This is a genomic window from Pseudomonas sp. W3I7 (genome assembly GCF_030816095.1).
Taxonomy (GTDB): Bacteria; Pseudomonadota; Gammaproteobacteria; order Pseudomonadales; family Pseudomonadaceae; genus Aquipseudomonas; species Aquipseudomonas salomonii.
Window position 1 is genome coordinate 3339250 of record NZ_JAUSXP010000001.1, and the last position, 18444, is coordinate 3357693.

Genomic DNA, 18444 nt, shown 5'->3' on the forward strand with positions numbered 1-18444 from the left:
CTACGATTAATTATTCAGAATTAATTTCAGTTTGCGCGATTTGTCGGGGCCGTCGGGTTAGCCTTCAAACCGGTGTTCCCGCTGCCAGGCCAGCGACCCTGCCCGCCTGCATGGCGATTGCCCGCTGGCTGATTGCAAAGCCTTGTGCGTGCCCCCATCTATTGACTTCATCCAATCAGGAGTAAGCCCTTGTCAGAACCCGCTGATAACCACCAGCGCGCCCTGGACCGTTTCTTGAGTGAACACCCCCAGGTGGCTACGCAACTGAACACCCTCAACCCTCTGGCCGCCCAAGCCAAAGGCGAAACCCTCGCGCAGTATCGCGCCGAGCGCTTGCATGAGGCTTTCGAGGCCGAGGCTGAGCGCCAGCATCTGTTTGCCTGGGAGCTGACGCTGAAGTTGACGGCCGAATCGGCCGAAGCCTTTGAGGCTCAGCGCCTGGAAGTGCACAAGGAAGTCGCGCAGATGGCCGGGTTGGGGTGGGAAGAGTACTGCCGGCTGCATGACTTGGCTGGGTAGCTAATGTGGGAGCTGGCTTGCCTGCGATGGCCAGCCATAGATATCTACACAACGTTAAAGCTGCCAATTTCTCCTGTGGCGAGCAGGCTTGTCCTGCGTTGGGTTGCGAAGCAGCCCCAAACCCAGAGGCTGAGTTCTTTCAGAAAAGTTGCAATGCCTTCACTGGGGCCGCTTCGCGGCCCAACGCAGGACAAGCCTGCTCGCCACAACAGCCCACTTGCCACAGACGTTGTGTTTAACAGACGTTGTGTAGCTACCTGAACCAGCGCCATCGACAACGCGCCATCACCTCGCCCAACTCCTCCACGCTGATCGTTCGGCGCTCAGGATCCATCGCCAACGCCAAGCGCAAGGCTGGCCAGCACGCTGCGGGCATCTGCTGGGGGCGCTCCAGCCGCTCAGTGGCCCGACGCTCGCCCAAGCGTTTGCCATGGGCCAACTCATACACCACACACGCCACCGCATACAGATCAGCACTCGCCGTCAGCGCACCGCCCGCCAACAACTCCGGCGCCGCATAAGCCGGAGTCCAGGCACTGAACCGGTCACGACTCACACTCGCCAGCCCCGCCATCGCCTCTGCCGTCGCCTGCCCCAGGCCGAAATCGAACAAACGAATACCGTCGTCACCCAGCATGATGTTCACCGGTTTTACATCACCATGCAGTACACCCTGGCGATGCACATACGCCACGGCATCCAGCAATTGCACGGCCAGGGGCTGCAACTCACGCCAGGGCAAGCCATCGGGCCCCTCCAGCAGCAGCCGGTCCAGGGTCATGCCGCGCATCAACTCCATGGTGAAAAAAGCCATCTGGGTGCTGATATCCACCTCGAACGCAAACATGCGCACCACACGCTCATGCTGCAGGCTGCGGGTCAGGGCGAACTCGCTGTAGAGCAGCACATGTGCATCGGGCGCCAGGCGGAGATTCTCGCCGAGCATCTTGATTGCCACACTGGAACAGCGCTCGCCAAACTGCTCATGCAGCAGGTCGCGCGCCCGGTAGACCACGCCCATGCCGCCCGAACCCAGCACGCGCTCAAGGTGATAACGCCCCGCCAGCAAGGTGGGCATGCCAGGTGCCGTGGTCATGCGCACACCGCCACGGCCGTCAGGTCATCCCGCGCCGGGCCGCGGAGCGCCGCGGTGAACAGCCGTGCCACCACCTGTTGTGGCGTCCCGCTGTCCATGGCGCAGCCCAGCTCGGCGTGCGTCATCGCCTGGTACACACCGTCACTGCACAGCACAAATACATCGCCTGGCTGCACGCCCAACTCCAGCACCTCGAGTTTCAGCGGGTGCCGTGCGCCGACGGCGCGGGTCAATGCCCTGGCGTCGGGATGCGCCTGGGCCTGTGCCAGGCTCAACCGCTGCTCATCCATCAATTGGCGCAGCAATGAGTGATCGCGCGACAGCTGATATAACCGCCCGCCTCGCCACAGGTAACAGCGACTATCCCCCGCCCAGATACACGCTGCGCGCCGGCTCTCCAGCAGCAGGACCACGACGGTACTGCCCATTCTGTCGTCGCGACCTTCGGCCGGCGCAGAGGCGTTATCCCCCCAACTCTGATTGAGCCGTTGCAGGCATCGCCGCACCGCATCAATGCGCTGATCGAACGTACCCTGGGCCGGCAACGCGGCAAGGCTGTCGATCACCCATTGGCTCGCCCGGTGTCCGGCGCGGTGGCCGCCCATACCGTCGGCAACCGCCCAGCAACCCTGCTGGGGGCAGTCGAGGAACGCATCTTCGTTGCGTGGCCTGGCCTTGCCACGTTGGCTGCGTGCCGCGCTGTTGGCAGCGGCTTGCGACGCGGTCATAGTCGCTCCGGCAAACGGAACGTGCGCCACGCGTCCATCTGAAACGGGCTGGGTGTACGCTGGCTGACCAACAGGTAATTGGCACGCAAACCGGCAAGATCGGACTTGAGTAGCTGCGCGTCGCGCCCACTGGCGGGCTCGCTGTGCAGCAAGTCAAAGAAGCGAAACAACGACCAGGCCCCGCTGTTCTTCTCGATCCCCAATGGCCGCTGTGCGCCGCGCTCCAAGACCAGGCTGCTGCGACCATTTTCCACTTCGCTGGGCCACTGGAACGTCACAGGAACAATCGGCCCATGGCGGTACTCCAGCTGCTGACCGCCAAAGCTGAACACCGCGCGGCTGACCGCCTGGTCCAGGCTATAAGGCGCCAATGTAAAGCGAACCGCCAGTTCGGCGGGGTCGCCACCGAAAAAACCACGGCGGATGGTCTGCGCTTTGCCGAGTTGCTCCAGCAACGCGCGTGACATGGGCAGGCTCTGGCCTTCCAGGCCGCGCAAGCGATAACGCCCGCCGTCGGCGCTGATAAACGGGCGCAGGTAATGGTCATGGAACCTTGCCAGCACGCCCTGGGGTTTGAAAAACTCCTCGAAATCGCCCAACGCCACGTCGCTGCTGGCATGGGCATTGAACGGGTAACGCTGGCGGATAGCCCTGGCATACAGGCTATACACCTCGCTCTGATAGCGTTGGTTTACATGCGTATAGGCCTCATCGAACAAATGCCGCCAACTGTCGTCGGCAAGCCCCTCGACCCAACCTTTGAGCGGCAGCGGCAAACGTGCGGCACTGTCGCGTAACTGTCCCAACCCGGGTTGTTGCCCTTCCATACGCCGTTTCACCATCTGGAACGCCGCCTGCTCCGGCGCCCCTTCGCGATTCAGCGCCGCCAGTTGCAGGTGCACAGCATCAAGCTGGCGCAATGCCTGGGTCAGTTGTTCACCCGGGTTTTGCTGCTCATCAAGCAGTTGATGCAAGGGCTCGAAACGGCGTTGCAAGGCGCGTCTTGCGGCGTCATCGCCTGTGGGCTTGGGCAAGACGCCTGCATGTACACGGGCAGCCATCGACTGAGCGATAGCCGCCACGTCACCGACTTCCTGGTGCACCGCTGCCATCGGGTCATCGGTGGATAGCAAACGGGTATTTTCACGCACCTGCTGTAACAGCAACACCAGCGGTGATTGCGCCGAGGTAAGGCGCGCCAATTGTTCGGCGTCCTGGCGCAGGTTATCGGTTTCGCGCAATCGAACCTGGCCCAAGGCCTGGCTCCACGCATCGGCGTACTCACTGAAGTAGCGCTGTTGCAGCTCGACGATCAACCGGCGCAACTCCATCGCACTGAGGTCAGTCGCCTGCCCCAGCACCCAATTGTCCAGGACAATCGCGTTAACCAGTCGCGGGCCTTGCTGGTCGAAATACTGCACATAGCGTTTGCTGTAAAACCCCGCAATCGGTTGGTCCAGCGCCGTGAACACAGTGCCGTCCGTGAGGCGGCTGGGTTCCAGCGTGTGCGATTGCTCGCGCAGTACGCGATACACCACATCTGCCAGCGACTCTCCGCGCAACACCTGGCGAGCCTGGGCGACCAACTCATCATTGAGTGGCGCGGCAAAGGGTTGTTCAAGCAGCCGGGCGAAGTGCTCACTCAGGCGCGCCTGCGTCGCAGCCTCACCGGCAAAGCGCTCGGACCACCGGCTGGCCACGCGCTCCGCCAGCCACCCGGCGTCACGTCGCTCGCGCAGATTGAGCATCAGGTAGGCGCGCAGGTTATCCAGTAACCGTTCGCGATCCCCAAGGCTCGATCGCACCTGTTCTTCGAGCAGCGAAGCGACTTGCACAACCATTTGCTGCAGGGCATCGTTGTAGGCACTGACTAGCGGCGGTCGGCTCACTTCGCCCTGAAACAGTCCGGCTCTCTCCAGCACGCCCGCCTCCGACACCAGCGGAAACACCCGCGTCGCCGCCAGGCGGTTGTCCAGCAACGTCAGTAACGCCAAGGTCTGGTCCGCATCGGTCGGGGCCGACGTATCCACCTGACCTAACTGCGCCAACTGCTCCAGGCGTTGGTGGTTGATCCCATAGCTGTGCATCCAGAGCATGCCCGCCGCACCGATGGCCAACGCTACGGCGCTCGCCCATCCCGCCTGCTGCCAACGAATGCGTTGATGCTCCTCGGTGTGCAACCCCGCAAGATCGGCCTCGGCGAAAATCACTTGGTTGAAAAGACCTTGCACAAAGCGTTCGTGCCGCTCACCAGCACTGGTCAAATAGAAACCTCGCAACCCCTGGATGCGCTGATTGCGATGGGCGCAGAACGCCACGTCGATAAACAGGCACAAACGCTCACCGATGCGTGCCACCTGGGGCACAAAATCCAGCATCCGGCCACGGCGTTCGACATTGCGCTCCTGGTGCAGGCGCTGCACCAGTTCGCCACTCACGCGCTGCAGCAACGCCTCGAACGCCTGGCGTACCTGCGCCATGGGCACACCCGTGGGGCCGCCAGTGATCAGCTCACCGAGTACGCCCTCTGCGGCGCTGTCGTGCGGCGTATCAAAAAACGCGCTAAAGCCCGGGATGTGGTCAGCGTGGGTCAGCACCAGATAAACCGGAATATCGATATGCAACCTCTGCTGGATATCTTGTAACCGGGAATGCACATGCCGTGCATGGCGCTCCAGATCATGCTCATTGCTGCCCAACAGGGTGTCCACCGACAACGTCACCACCACGCCATTGAGTGGCCGCACCCGGCGCCTGGATTTGAGCAGCCCGAGTAACGTCGACCAACCTGCGGCATCGACTGCGCGGTCGGGTTGGTCCAGGTAGCGCCCGGCACTCTCCATCAGGACGCCCTGATCGGCGAAGAACCACTCACAGTAAGCACCGGCCCCTGATGATACGGCCTGAAGGTGATCCGGCGGGCGCTGCAAGCCATTGGCCGCCAGCAAAGCACTCTTGCCGCTGCCTCGCTGTCCGATCAACAAGTACCAGGGCAGCTCATTGCGTGCGCGCAGGCTGCGCCCGACATATTGGCGAGATGTTTTCAAGGTATGCAGCGCCTCCTTGAAACGTCCCCGCACCTGTTTGCGCTCATCCTCTACCAGACCAGGGTGCTGACGGTCAGCCTGGTCTTCCTCGATCCGGGGCAGCACGCTTCGGCGTGTTCCCATAACAGCCATCGCCAGCCCCCATAGCAGAAACAACGTGCTGATGGTCAAAAGGCGAGCCGTAGCGCCCTGCCAGAACCGGTGGTCATCCACCGCCAGCAGAGGCCCGAAAAACCACACCAGGCAGGCGCTGCAAAGCACCAGAAACAAGCTCCATACCCAAACGATGCGCAGCAGGGTGCCCGCGCCCTTGAAAAAAGCGTTCATTGAATGTTCCCAGCGTTACAAGGGCGTCGGAGTCAGTTCCGGCGCCGAAGATTGAAAGGGTTGCAATGCATGGGCTCGCTCCTGTCCCAGTACCCAGGCAGTTGCCGAATACATGGCCAGCAAAGCGATCACGCCCAACGCCACACACCAGGTTGCAGAGAGCGTGCGCAGCCGCTTGCGGCGTGCCTGCTGCGGTCGGGAGGCACAGGCAGACACAGAAACCGGGGCGCCACGCACGTGCCTTATCTGGCGATACAGCGCGTCACGTACGCCCTCAAGCTCGGTCACGCCGCGCTCCATGACTCTGTATTTGCCTTCAAACCCCATCGACAGGCACAGGTACATCAGCTCCAGCATGGCCAAGTGTTTTACCGGGTCGCGAGACAGTCGCTCCAACAGCTGGAAAAACTTTTCGCCGCCAAAGGTCTCGTTGTGAAAACGGCTTAGCAGACTGATCTTCGACCAGTCGCTGCGGCTCCCCCACGCCGTGGTGACTACCGCCTCATCAACGACGCTGCACAGCACATAGCGAGCAGCAATCACCTGGGCGCTTTCAATGCCTTCATGCTGGGCGCGGACCTCAAAACGTGTGAGGCTCGCGGCCAGGCGGTCGTTGAGCGTCTGCAGGTTCTCCCGGCCGCTGCCGAGTTTGAGCTCAAGCACCTCGGACATCAGTTCCCAGGCCGCTGTCACCAGCGGGTTGAGGCCCACGTTGAAACGTTGCGCGCCCTGTACAGCGGCGGCGTAGACCATGCGGTCTTCCAACTGCTCAAAACGCGGTGGTGAGACGAAGTCCGTTACCGGCCCCTGTGCCGGGCCGTGGCCGTTACGGTCCAGCAATACGGTTTTCTCATCCGGCGGGTATTCACTGTCCATGTTCATGATGTTCAATTCCTGATAGCCCAGAAGGTCAGTTCCAACTCGCTGAACTCGCCGCCGACATGGAACGCAAAACCACCTGATTGCTCCAGTTGTGCGATGTCACGGGCACTGAGCTCGAGCATGAAATAGGTTTTACCGGCATGAAACGGGATCTGGCGTGGCGCTACCGGCAGCGGTTTGACCTTGATGCCCGCCAGGTGCAGGTTGACCAGTTCACGGATGCGCTCTACGGGGCCGACCTTGAGATGGGCCGGCAAACGATGGCGCAGTTCTTCCGAATCGCATTGAGCCGCGACCGCCAGGATGAATGTCGCGCTGCCCAACAGCTTGAGATCGGCCACCGGGCAGACCATCACCCCATACTGGCGCTGTTGCAGTACCAGCTCCAGGGCATGCTGCTCAAAGACCATCGACAGCACCGTGCGCAACCCCGCCATCAACCCACGAAAACTCGCGCCCTGGTCGCCATGGAGGTAGCGCACCTGCTGGGTGGCACGTTTGCTGTCACTGGCAAACGTCGCCAGTTCACCCAGTATCGACAGCATCTCGCGAAACAACGCCTCTGAACGCACTTGCGGCTGAGTCAGGTAATGACGCAACACCGGCTCGGCCCGATTGATCAGTTGCAGCATCAGAAAGTCGGCAATCTGCGCGCCCGCCGTGGCGCCATTGCCGCCAATCCGCTCAGCAATCGCATCTCCCCGGCTGGCCAGCAGGCTGATCACTTCTTTGAGGCAGGACGAAACAAACCCCGAGCCCTGCACATAAATAAACGTCGGGGCAAAATCAGGCTCCATCCGCAGCCCCTCCTGCGCAGAGCATTCCAGCACCTGGGCAATCTTCAGCTTGACGTAGACCTCATCACCCGGCTGCTCACCCAGCAACAGGCGCAAATCCGGGCGGGCGCAACTGATCTGGCAACGCGCGTCCCGGCCCGCATTGGAGTCCGCCACTTCAACGTCACAGGCGATGTAGCGCGCCAGCACATCCGGCGCCTCCTGCGTGCGGGTTTCAACCTGGTTGCCGGTCGCCATCGGCAACGCCAGGTACACCGATTGCCTGCCCGCGTTGGCCGGCACCTCCAGTACCAGTGGCGCCATGGTGGTGGTCAACTCGAACAGACTGCCGTCCGGCAACACGCCACTGGCTTGATTGACCACCAACTTGCCCAGGCCCAGGTACTGCAGATCGATGTCCAGGCTCATGAAACCCCAGGCATCACTGCTCAGCAAACGGGTTCGGTTGAGCTGCTGCTGGTAATAACGGTCGTTGTGTTGCAAGTGCTGGGGGCGCAGCAACATCCCTTCCTGCCAGATGACTTTATGAATCTGCATCTCAATTCTCCAAGGCGCTGACGAGCGGGTCGCCAGCACGGATGCCCGCCTGGTCAAGCACCAGGTGCGCTCGCGTCACTTGCTGTGGCGCCAGCGGCAGCACCCAACGCCATTGCACATGGGGCAAATCGCGATACGCCGCGATGATGCCCACGTAACGGCTTTGCGGTTCGCTCCTGAGCTTGAGGGCCACCTGCTCGCCGGGGCGCAACTCGAGTTCCTCGCTGCTCACCCAGTCCTTGGGCAGTGCCTGCTCGGCATGCCCATACAGCGTGAAAAAATCCGCGTTTTCAAATGCCACTGGATGCTTGAGTTCGAACAGCTGCACCACCACCGGAGAGGGGCGCCCATGCAGGTCGGGGTTCACTTCGTCACTGGCGACCAGCGTCAGGTCGAGCTTGGTCAGTGTGGAAAAGGGTGACAGGCTGCTGCACCCCCCCAGCAGCATCAATACGAGCAAAAGAGGTAGAGCGACACGGGTCATGGGCATCCTCCTGGCGGTGTGGCAAACAAGGCTGAGGCCAGGCGTACCTGCTCCTCATAGGCCTTGGCAAAATCGCCGCGCAACGGGCCCGAGTTCAATGCATCTGCTTCAACCAAGCGTTGATAATGGCGCTGGTAGGACCGCCAATGCGCCCTGTCGGTAAAGAACCTTGGCACCTTGTCATCGCGCGCAAAACCGGCCTGCAAATGGCCGGGGGCAAACGTCGCCAGCGAGGTGCGCAGCGCCGTGCGGCACGCAACGAGCAGCGCGACCTGATGCACTTGCATTTGCCGGTACACCTGCGTAATGGCCGCTTCGGCGCTGGGTTGCGCCAACTCCCCCATGCCCAGCAGCGCCGCCAACACAGCATCCATGCTCAGGTTGTCTTTCAACGCGTTCGGACGTTTGATCAAGGTGCTCGCGTCCAGGCTCAATTCGCTGTGCAGTTCCTCGTGAGTGCGCAGGTTCTGTTGCAACCCATCAATTGCGTGCCTGAGTAAATGCGCAGCCTTAATCGCCAATGCCTCGCGGCCAGCGCAATCGAGCGCCTGCACACTGACCCCCAACGCCGTGGCGAACTGAGCCCAGAACCCTTCGTCGGCCGCGGGCGCCTGCGAGTCAGGCAATACAGACTCGACCCTGTCTGCCGGAGCGTCTGCCTGTGCGGGTAAGGCCAGGTAATCGCGCTCAACACAGTCACCCGACATCCAGGCACTCGGTGCCTCTTGTACGTCGTTCAAGGCGTCCAGCTCGCACGGCGGCGCCCCGTGCATCGATTGGCGATCCCATTCATGAACGGGGTCCAGGCCCAGATAAGCGTCCTCGGGTATCACCCCGCCCGCGCTGGATAATGGCTGGCGATGCGATGTCACGCGCTCAATCAACCGCGCACGGACAGCAAACGGCCCCAACTGGAAAACATCACCCTCCACGATCAGCCGCGCCTGCCCCTTTTGCAGCGACTTGCCACTGCCCACCTCACGGATACCGTTACTGCTGATATCCGTCAGGAAATAACGCGCGTCACGGTAAGCGATCAACCCGTGGTGACTGGAAAGCAAGCGACTGGGGTCAGGAATAATCCAGTCGCAACCGGCTCCACGACCCACCACGCCGCCCATTCCATCGAACACCTTGCGCGGTGGCGGCTCACCGCCCCCGCCCTCACACACCTCAAGCACTAATTGCATGAAAGGCTCCATTTCATTGGCCGCGACGGGTCGCTTGGGGGTCACCCAAAGGACGATAGTCAGCATCATCAAACACGTAATTGGCGCTGCAGCCGCTCAGCAAACACAACACAAGCACCACGGCTCGCCATGGACGATCAGGCATCGGGGTTCTCCCAGGTAGATAAGACAAACGGGTAAGCGCAGAGCCCATGAGCACGCCAGCGTGAATACGCCATTCAACATTCCCCTCGAGTGGGGATATTCAACCGCGCAAGCCGGTACAGCAGCGTGCGACGCGCTACCCCAAGTTCACGCGCAGTGCGCGTTCGATTGCCACGGTTCTTGTGCAGGCAATCGATCAGAAAGACCCGCTCCACCCGCTCCATGCGCTGACGCAGGGTTGCCTCGAGGGTTGCACCTGCGGGCGCCGATGACAGCGACAGGTGCGCAGGTAAAATCACCCCGTCATCACACAGCAGCACCGCCCGTTCGACCAGGCATTTGAGCTCACGCACATTGCCTGGGAAGGCGTGGCCGGAGAGCTGATCAAGCGCTGCGCTGGACCAGCTGACCAGCGGTTTTTCGAGTGCCGCGCAGACCTTTTCAGCAAAGTGCCGGGCAAGCAGCAGCACATCGCCGTCGCGCTCACGCAATGCCGGTAACTGGATAGGGAACTGTGCCAATCGGTAATAGAGGTCCTCGCGAAAAGTCCCCTGGCTGACCATTGCCAGCAGGTCGCGATGGGTGGCGGCGATAATTCGCACGTCGACCTTGTGAGCGGTATTGGCGCCCAGCGGGCGCACTTCACCTTCTTGTAGAACCCTCAGCAGTTTTGCCTGCAGGGAGAGCGGCATATCGCCAATCTCATCCAGCAGCAGTGTGCCGCCATCGGCTGCGTCAAACAGCCCGGCATAGTTACGCTCCGCACCGGTGAACGCGCCTTTGCGGTAGCCGAACAGCTCACTCTCCAGCAAGCCCTCAGGGAAGGCTGCGCAGTTTTGCACCACAAACGCTCGCGTGCTGCGCGGGCCGGCGGCGTGAATCGCACGCGCCACCACCTCCTTGCCCGTACCTGTTTCACCGTGCAACAGCACGGTAAACGGGGCCTGCACAACCTTGCCGATCAGGCGGCAAGTGGCCTCCATCGCAGTGCTGTTGCCGATCAAGCCATAGGCGCCGGTCAAGGGTGTATTGCACGGGGGAACAAGCATGACTTGCCTGGGCTGGGCAAGCCGCAACAGGGTTGATTGGCCCAGGGCAAAGCTGCCCAATTGGCCCAAAGAAGCGGCGTAGCCGTGCAATTGCGCAGGGCGCAGGCTGGCGCAAAGCAGAACGCCGCACACCGCCTTGCTCCGATTAAACAAGGGCAGGCATGTCAGCGAGTGCCAAGGCAGCGCCGCCAAGGGTAGAAAACCGCTGTCATAGGCGCTGTTGCACAGTTCATCAATGGTCAGTTCCCGCCCATGATCAAGGACGTAGTGCAATAACTGCTGGTGCTGAACATCTACGCTTGCGGCCCGCTGGCCTGCGGGTTCCCCGTCGGGAAAATACTGAGCGATCAGCCCCGGCTGGCCCGTGGTTTCATCCCGTGCATACAGTTGGCACAGGTCGCACTGGCTCAACTGCGCAGCGGCCGTGACGCAAAGGTCCGCCAACCTCGATTCCTCGCGCTCGAAGCCCAGGCGGGTAAACCAGCCCAGCAGTTGGTCGGCGTAGGCCAGCGAATCAGGCAACGGCTTGAATGGGCTGTGCGTCATAGGCTGAACTCACACACTGGCACACCGCTGCCATCCAGCGTCGCGTGGGTGGCCGAGAGGGCTTCGCCAACGGCCATCGCACCGAGCAGACGATCAACGATCGGCGGCAGCAGGTGGGACTCGATCCACTGGTCGATATAACGCGCCCCACTGTCCTGGTGCATACAGCGCTCGACCATGTGCGTGACTAGTTCGGCGCTGTAGCTGAACACCAGTTCGCGCGCGCGCAACCTTCGGCCAAGGCGCGCCAGCTTGAGCCTTGCCACGTCCTGTAAGCGTTCGCCCGCGAGCGGGTAATACGGCACGACACGCATGCGGGCCAGCAGCGCCGGCTTGAAGTGAGCGCGCAATACCGGGCGAATCACTTCCTCCAAGGCCGCTGCCTCAGGGCGCCGGCCATCGGCGCACAGTGCGCTGATGCAATCGCTGCCCAGGTTGGACGTCATCAGGATCAGCGTATTACGAAAATCAATTTCGCGGCCTTCACCGTCATTGGCCAGGCCCTTGTCAAAGACCTGATAGAACAGGTTCAGCACCTCTGGGTCGGCCTTCTCGATTTCATCGAGCAACACCACCGAATAAGGTCGCTGGCGCACGGCCTCCGTCAGCACCCCGCCCTCGCCGTAACCAATGTAACCGGGAGGCGCTCCGATCAATCGGGACAGCGAGTGTTGCTCCTGGTACTCCGACATATTCAGCGTGATCACAAACCGCTCACCGCCGTACAGCAAGTCCGCCAGCGCCAGCGCCGTCTGGGTCTTGCCGACCCCGCTTGGGCCGGCGAGCAAAAATACGCCCACCGGCGCCTCAGGATTATTGAGGCCCGCAGCCACCGCTCGCAGGTTACGATCCAGCGCCTGCACCGCCGGTTCCTGCCCAATAATTCGCTCGCGCAGGGCGTCGGCAAAACCCAGGACGCGCTCACTGTGCTCCAAGGCCAGCTGCTCAACCGGGATGCCGGTCCAGCCGCTGATGACCTGGGCGACTACCCGTGGGCATACTTCATGGCTGGCTTGCTGCTGTTCACGCTGCATCCAGCGCTGCTCGATTTGCTGGCGCTCAAGCTCGAGAGCGTCCAACCGCTGGGCAAGTGCTTGCAACGCCGGTTGGTCAACGGGCAAGCCGGCTTCAACATCGCGCTCAAGCGCCACACGCTGGCGAGTGCCCTCAGCCCATTCAGCGCACAGCTGCTGCAACGCCTCAGGCGCCGTCGTCAGGCGTATACGCACTTGCGCACAGGCGGTATCCAGTACGTCGACGGCTTTGTCCGGCAACTGTCGCCCTGCCAGGTATCGAGCGCTCAGTTGTGCTGCTGCCACCACCGCATCGTCACGTATATAGACGCCGTGGCTGGCTTCATACACCGGCACCAACCCGCGCAAAATGGAGACTGCCTGCGCAACACTCGGCTCGCCGACTTTTACCGGCTGGAAGCGCCGTGCCAACGCCGGGTCTTTTTCGATGTATTTTTTGTACTCGGACCAGGTCGTGGCGGCGATGGTGCGCAATTGACCACGCGCCAGGGCGGGCTTGAGCAAATTGGCGGCATCGCCTCCACCCACCTGCCCGCCGGCACCCACCAGGGTATGTGCCTCGTCAATAAACAGGATTATGGCCTGTGGTGAGGCGTTAACCTCGTCGATCACACCTTTGAGCCGCCGTTCGAACTCGCCCTTGATGCTGGCGCCGGCCTGCAACAAACCCATGTCCAAGGTCAGTATGCGTACGCCTTTGAGTGGCTCGGGCACCTGTGAGGCAACCACTCGCAATGCGAGCCCCTCGACGATGGCGGTCTTGCCCACGCCCGCGTCTCCCACCAGAATCGGGTTGTTCTTGCGCCGACGCACAAGAATATCGATCAATTGACGGATCTGCGCGTCACGACACAGGACCGGGTCGATCCGCCCTTCACGAGCCTGATGCGTCAGGTCATGGGTAAAGCGCTCCAACAGTGACTCGCCTGGTCGCAACGGCGCGGTTTCGCAGCCCCGGCTCAACAAAAAATCACGCACGCGTTGCGCGTCCAAGCGGCTCAATAACGGCTGATAAGCACTGCCCGCGTGTTGCAGCGGATGACGCAGAAGTGCCAGCAATAAAGCACCGGCGCCGACCTCAACCTGCCCCAACTCCAGGTGGGCAACCATTAACGCTTGTTGCAACCATTGCACGAGTGCCGGGGCAAACACCGGGCTGCGCGATGCACTTTGTTCGCCGTTGAGCAGTAACAGGGCCTGAAGCTCACCTGGCGCAATTTCGGCATCCGCCAGCGCCTTTACCAAAAGCCCCTCGGCATGTTCCAGCAGCGTCAGCAGCAGGTCCTCAACCAACACTTCCTTGCCGCCACGCGTTACACAACGCTCGGCGGAACGCGCCAGGTCAAGGCGCGTCTGAGGCGTCAAGGTCCGGATCAGTTGTTGCAGGTCTACATTCATCATAATCATCAGTCCCTAATCAGAGTTGCTGGCCAGAGTGACCACACCGTCGGCACTCTCGTACCCCAACCAACTGGTCCAACCGAGACGACACACGTTGCGCTCGCCAATATGCAGCGGCCGCACTTCGCCTTCGGCCAGTACCAGGCGCACGTCATATTCCAGTGGCGTGCGCAGCATCAGGCGAACCAGCGAGCACAACGGCTTGCAGGCGTTGCCAGCGGGTAGAAACGCGTGAAAGCGTGGCCAGCTCAAGCCCTCGACATGCACCCTGAATTTGCCGCTGCGATCGGCAACCTGGAGCCCAAGCTGCAGGTCTTCGCCAAGCACGTTGTTGGCCGCCCCGAGTTGATTGCGTTGCTGTTGGGCGATAACCACCGTGCGTTCAACCCATTGCTCTATGAACAAACGGCTGTGCTTGAAGTAATGACGCAGCACCGTTTCGATCAAGGTGGCCGAGTGCACTCGCAGGCTCAGCAGCCCCAGGTACGGCAACAATCGCTTGCAGTCCAATTGCGCCGCGTCGCGAATTTGGTGGCTGCCCAACCCGACCAGCGCGAACATCTGTGCGGAAAAAGCATCACTGGCGTCGGTGCGAAAACTCGCTCGATAGCGATATTTGCGCCAGATCGGCAGCATCAACCTCTGCAGGCGATGGTGAAATACGTCAAGAAAGCCACGGCTCACGCTGCCACTCGCCTGCTCTTGATAAAACCCGGGCAATGGCGAACCGGCGCCAAACAGGCCGAGCACGTTAAGCCGCAGGCGAGCGCGTAACTGTCCGTGTTCGACAAAAAAAGCCACCCGGTCAATGTCGTGCCCAGGGAACCCCAAGCTTGGGTTGGCCTGGAACTCGAGCAGGTCATAGAGCGCGTCGTCATCCAGCGATGGATGGCTGTCGCGCAGGCGTTCGATCACCTGCAGCACCGCCTGGAACAACGAATACTCGCGAATGGTGCGTGTTAGAGCGGTCAAAGCAGGGCCTGCCGACCCATCCGGGGTGGCCATAGATACACGTCTCCTTGTGTGCTGGTGACCCGCAGTTCGTGATACGAATTGAGGCCGGCGTAGAGGGCAAAAAACTCATTGAGTGCCGAGGCGAAGACAAACAGGTCGCCCTGGCCGGCAAAGCCGTTGGCGTCAATATTCAGGTCGACCTGCAGGCCGCGTATTGGCAGCCCTCGATGCATTCGGTCGACGGCTTGATGACGGATGGCCTTCAACGCATCCAGTCTTCGCTGACTGACGTTGTGTGCCTGTCGATCGTGGTAGCGCGGCAAGTCGTAGGTCTGGAGGATGACTTTCAGGGCGCTGGTATCGGTCAACGAGAGGTAGTTGAGCGACATGTTGCTGATCAACTTCCAGAGGAAGTCCTGGTCCAGAGGCGGAGCAAAGCTCGCCGTCGGCGCACAGATATTGCGAAACGTCAGGAATTCCGGTGTTTGTTCGCAAGGCTGGTTGATCTCTCCCACTTGCAGCAGCTGTGGCAGGTTGTGGTTGGTGCAGGTCAATTCAATCGAGAGGGTTTCCTGCTCATGGCCTGGGCCAGTGCCAAAACTCAACCAGGTATCCAGTTCGGCACTTTGCACCGACGAGCGCTGACGAATGCTGTAGCTGGGCGTGCGCGTTGAAGTGGCATTGCCACTGCCATGCTCGAAGGATTCGAATGGCACATACGCCTGGTAGCCCAGCCCACCCGGGCGCCATCCGGTCACCTGGTCCACGGAAAAGACTGCGGCATTGCCCCGCGCTATGCCACCCGGCAGCAGCAGGTATTCATCCTGCTTGCCATCCAGGCGAATGGGCACTGCATCATGTTTGAACAAGTTGGCAATGGGCGTGCAATACAGCTTTACGTTGTCCAGAGTGGGACGGTACGTCGCATGCGCGTGGTGGCTTAACTTGAAACGCAGCTCTACACACCTGGCCCGCTTGAGCAGTTCATGCGGCAGCGCCTGCAATGCATCCAGCCCCAGTACATCGACAAACAGATACTTGTCCGCAAATGCAAAATATTCCTGCAGGTGGCGATAGCCGCAAAAAGTGTTCGCCGGATAGGGAATCAGTGCATGTTCCTCATCGAACCCCACCGGTTTTACCTGGTTCGCAGCAAGCCGCAGCGACAACGGCTGGCCCTCGCGATCACTGATCACAAGCCCTTCAGGGTCAAAGAGCCGTAGTTCGATGCCTTCCAGATGACGCAGCAGGCTCAGATACAAGCCTTGGCTCACCTGTCGATCACCCGCAAGGTGCAAGCGCAATTGATCGAATGCCAACTGACTCAAATTGCCCTCCACGCTCATCTCCATGCGCAGGTTGAGGAGCGTTTGTGCGCCCTGGGCCACGTACTCCAGGCGGCTCAGTTGCAACGCCAGCACCTGGGTGGCGTAGCAGGTACGAAAGCGGCAGCGCTCACCCTTGACCAGCACGCTTTCAACCGGCGTGTCCCGTTCTACGCTGACCGTGGTGCACGCATGTTTCAACGGGTCAAACTGCAGGATGCTGAAGGCCGGCAGTGGCCGCATATAGTTGGGCCACAGCAGGTGCATCAATGAATGAGTCAGCTCTGGAAGCTCGTCGGCAAGCTTCTGGCGCAAGCGCCCGGTCAGGAACGCAAAGCCTTCCAATAGACGCTCTACGTCCGGATCCTGGCCTGAATCCGCGAGAAAGGGTGCCAAGGCAGGATTACGCTCAGCAAAACGCCGCCCAAGTTGGCGCAAGGCACTGAGTTCACTTTGGTAAAAGTGGTTAAAGGACATCAGGCTGTACCTCAACCTGACCACCACCGGCCAACTGCGCGTTAAAAACCACCGGTTGCACAACGCCGTCGATGAGCAGTGTTGCCTCAATCACAAACGCCAGGACCAAAGGGTTGCCGGTATCGGGCAAGCCCCTGACACGCACATTCGACAGACGTGGTTCGTATACCTGGATGAACCGTTCAATCGACAGCCGCGACTGGCTCAATGACTCATGCAGGCTCAAGCGCATGTCATTGAGGTCGGGCAGCCCGTAGTCTGGCAGCGTCAAGACACTGCCTGCACGTGTGCCGAGCATGTTCTCCAAGTGCGCGGCAATCGACGCTACGCTGCCGGCCCTGCCGGGTGCCAGGCCTTCGAGACGCTCAAACAGGCTGCGATATTCGGGTATCCCCTGCCCCTTTCTCATTCTTTGTCGAGTTTGCCGACGAGGGACAGGGTGAAGTCCGCGCCCATGTACTTGAAGTGCGGCCGTACACTGAGGTTGACGCGGTACCAACCCGGTTCGCCCTCGACATCACTGACCACGATGCGAGCAGCCCGCAATGGGCGTCGCCCACGCACTTCGGCGCTGGGGTTTTCCTGGTCGGCAACGTATTGGCGGATCCATTTGTTGAGTTCCAGTTCCAGGTCGGTACGCTCCTTCCATGAACCCAACTGCTCGCGCTGCAACACCTTGAGATAATGCGCCAGCCGGTTGACCACCATCATGTAGGGCAGTTGCGTTCCCAGGCGGTAGTTCAACTCAGCGTCCTTGCCCTCGGCGCTGTTACCGAAATACTTGGGTTTTTGTACCGAACTGGCGGAAAAGAACGCCGCGTTATCACTGCCTTTGCGCATGGTCAGGGCAATAAAGCCTTCCTGCGCAAGCTCGTACTCGCGACGGTCAGAGACCAGCACTTCGGTCGGGATCTTGGTTTCGATTTCTCCCATGCTCTGGAAGTGATGCAGGGGCAGGTCTTCCACTGCGCCACCGCTTTGCGGACCGATAATGTTCGGGCACCAGCGAAAGCGGGCAAAACTGTCCGTCAGCCGGGTGGCAAAGGCAAACGCGGTATTGCCCCACAAATAGTGTTCGTGGCTGTTGACCACGTTTTCCTGGTAGGCAAATGTCTTGACCGGGCACTCAAGGGGATCGTAAGGGGTACGCAACAGGAACCGCGGCACGGTCAGGCCAATGTAACGGGCGTCTTCGCTCTGACGAAAGCTTTGCCATTTGGCAAATTGAGGCCCCTCGAAATGATCCTTGAGGTCCTTCATGTCAGGCAAACCGGTAAAGCTTTCCAAACCGAAAAAGCTCGGCCCTGCGGCGGCGATAAACGGGGCATGGGCCATGCAGGCAACACTGGAAACGTATTGCATCAGCTTCACATCCGGCGCGCTTGGCCCAAGGAAGTAGTTGGCAATGATGGCGCCCACGGGCTGGCCGCCGAACTGGCCATACTCGGCACTGTAAATATGCTTGTAGAGCCCGGACTGAGTGGTTTCCGGGGAGTCTTCGAAATCGTCCAGCAGGTCCTGTCGTGAGACGTTCAGCAGTTCGATCTTGATGTTTTCGCGAAAATTGGTGCGATCGACGAGCAGTTGCAACCCTCTCCAGGCAGCTTCCAGCGCCTGGAAATCCGGGTGATGAAGAATTTCATCCATTTGCTCGCTGAGCTTCATGTCGATCTCGGCGATCATTCGATCGACCAGACGCTTCTTGACCGGCTCGCCGCTGTTGTGCGGTTTGACAAGCTCTTCGATAAACGCCGAGACACCGCGTTTGGCAATGCTGTAGGCCTCGTCATCCGCGCTCAGCAGTGTCTGGGCAATGATGGTATCGAGAATGCTGTGCTCGTCAGCCATTCGGGTGGGTAGCGCATGCTGTGGGATGGTCATGGCATCAGTGTCCTTTACTGAAAATG

At 60.7% G+C, this 18444-nt stretch carries 15 protein-coding genes; 1 reads left to right on the plus strand and 14 read right to left on the minus strand.

The window, feature by feature from the left end; genetic code table 11:
* Positions 1-189: 189 nt before the first annotated feature.
* Positions 190-519 carry a DUF6388 family protein gene (locus tag QF043_RS15495; RefSeq protein WP_307419221.1) on the plus strand — a complete coding sequence of 110 codons (330 nt, stop codon included), beginning with the start codon at positions 190-192 and terminating at the stop codon, positions 517-519.
* A gap of 253 nt (positions 520-772) precedes the next feature.
* Here QF043_RS15495 and QF043_RS15500 read toward each other — a convergent pair whose 3' ends face one another.
* From QF043_RS15500 to tssC, 14 genes are all read right to left on the minus strand, one after another.
* The gene (locus tag QF043_RS15500) at positions 773-1615 is read right to left on the minus strand and encodes a serine/threonine-protein kinase (protein WP_307419222.1); all 843 of its coding nucleotides are present in this window, start codon (positions 1613-1615) and stop codon (positions 773-775) included.
* On the minus strand, positions 1612-2343 hold the full coding sequence (locus QF043_RS15505; protein WP_307419223.1) for a PP2C family serine/threonine-protein phosphatase: 732 nt from the start codon (positions 2341-2343) through the stop codon (positions 1612-1614). Before QF043_RS15505 ends, QF043_RS15500 begins: the two co-directional genes overlap by 4 nt.
* Positions 2340-5717, minus strand: coding sequence for a type VI secretion system membrane subunit TssM (tssM, locus tag QF043_RS15510; protein ID WP_307419224.1), 3378 nt, complete (start codon positions 5715-5717; stop codon positions 2340-2342). The genes QF043_RS15505 and tssM overlap by 4 nt, the downstream gene beginning before the upstream one ends.
* Positions 5718-5732: 15 nt before the next feature.
* The gene (gene icmH / locus QF043_RS15515) at positions 5733-6599 is read right to left on the minus strand and encodes a type IVB secretion system protein IcmH/DotU (RefSeq protein ID WP_307419225.1); all 867 of its coding nucleotides are present in this window, start codon (positions 6597-6599) and stop codon (positions 5733-5735) included.
* 5 nt (positions 6600-6604) lie between these two features.
* Positions 6605-7933 (minus strand): type VI secretion system baseplate subunit TssK, encoded by a 1329-nt coding sequence (gene tssK, locus QF043_RS15520; RefSeq protein WP_307419226.1) that lies wholly within the window; start codon positions 7931-7933, stop codon positions 6605-6607.
* A gap of 1 nt (position 7934) precedes the next feature.
* A complete protein-coding gene (gene tssJ / locus QF043_RS15525) occupies positions 7935-8417 on the minus strand; it encodes a type VI secretion system lipoprotein TssJ (protein WP_307419227.1) in 483 nt (160 codons plus the stop codon).
* On the minus strand, positions 8414-9607 hold the full coding sequence (gene tagH, locus QF043_RS15530; protein WP_307419228.1) for a type VI secretion system-associated FHA domain protein TagH: 1194 nt from the start codon (positions 9605-9607) through the stop codon (positions 8414-8416). The genes tssJ and tagH overlap by 4 nt, the downstream gene beginning before the upstream one ends.
* Before the next feature lie 13 nt (positions 9608-9620).
* Complete coding sequence (locus QF043_RS15535) at positions 9621-9752, minus strand: type VI secretion protein (RefSeq protein WP_138815911.1); 132 nt, start codon at positions 9750-9752, stop codon at positions 9621-9623.
* Positions 9753-9825: 73 nt separating this feature from the next.
* Entirely contained in the window at positions 9826-11346 is a 1521-nt protein-coding gene (locus QF043_RS15540; protein WP_307419229.1) for a sigma-54-dependent Fis family transcriptional regulator, read from the minus strand.
* A complete protein-coding gene (locus QF043_RS15545; RefSeq protein ID WP_307419230.1) occupies positions 11343-13781 on the minus strand; it encodes an AAA family ATPase in 2439 nt (812 codons plus the stop codon). The genes QF043_RS15540 and QF043_RS15545 overlap by 4 nt, the downstream gene beginning before the upstream one ends.
* A gap of 12 nt (positions 13782-13793) precedes the next feature.
* Positions 13794-14786, minus strand: a complete 993-nt coding sequence (tssG, locus tag QF043_RS15550) for a type VI secretion system baseplate subunit TssG (RefSeq protein ID WP_307419231.1) — start codon at positions 14784-14786, stop codon at positions 13794-13796.
* Positions 14750-16537, minus strand: coding sequence for a type VI secretion system baseplate subunit TssF (gene tssF, locus QF043_RS15555; protein WP_307419232.1), 1788 nt, complete (start codon positions 16535-16537; stop codon positions 14750-14752). The genes tssG and tssF overlap by 37 nt, the downstream gene beginning before the upstream one ends.
* Complete coding sequence (gene tssE / locus QF043_RS15560; RefSeq protein WP_373460697.1) at positions 16527-16946, minus strand: type VI secretion system baseplate subunit TssE; 420 nt, start codon at positions 16944-16946, stop codon at positions 16527-16529. Before tssE ends, tssF begins: the two co-directional genes overlap by 11 nt.
* Positions 16943-18418 carry a type VI secretion system contractile sheath large subunit gene (gene tssC, locus QF043_RS15565; RefSeq protein ID WP_305459586.1) on the minus strand — a complete coding sequence of 492 codons (1476 nt, stop codon included), beginning with the start codon at positions 18416-18418 and terminating at the stop codon, positions 16943-16945. Before tssC ends, tssE begins: the two co-directional genes overlap by 4 nt.
* Positions 18419-18444 lie beyond the last annotated feature (26 nt).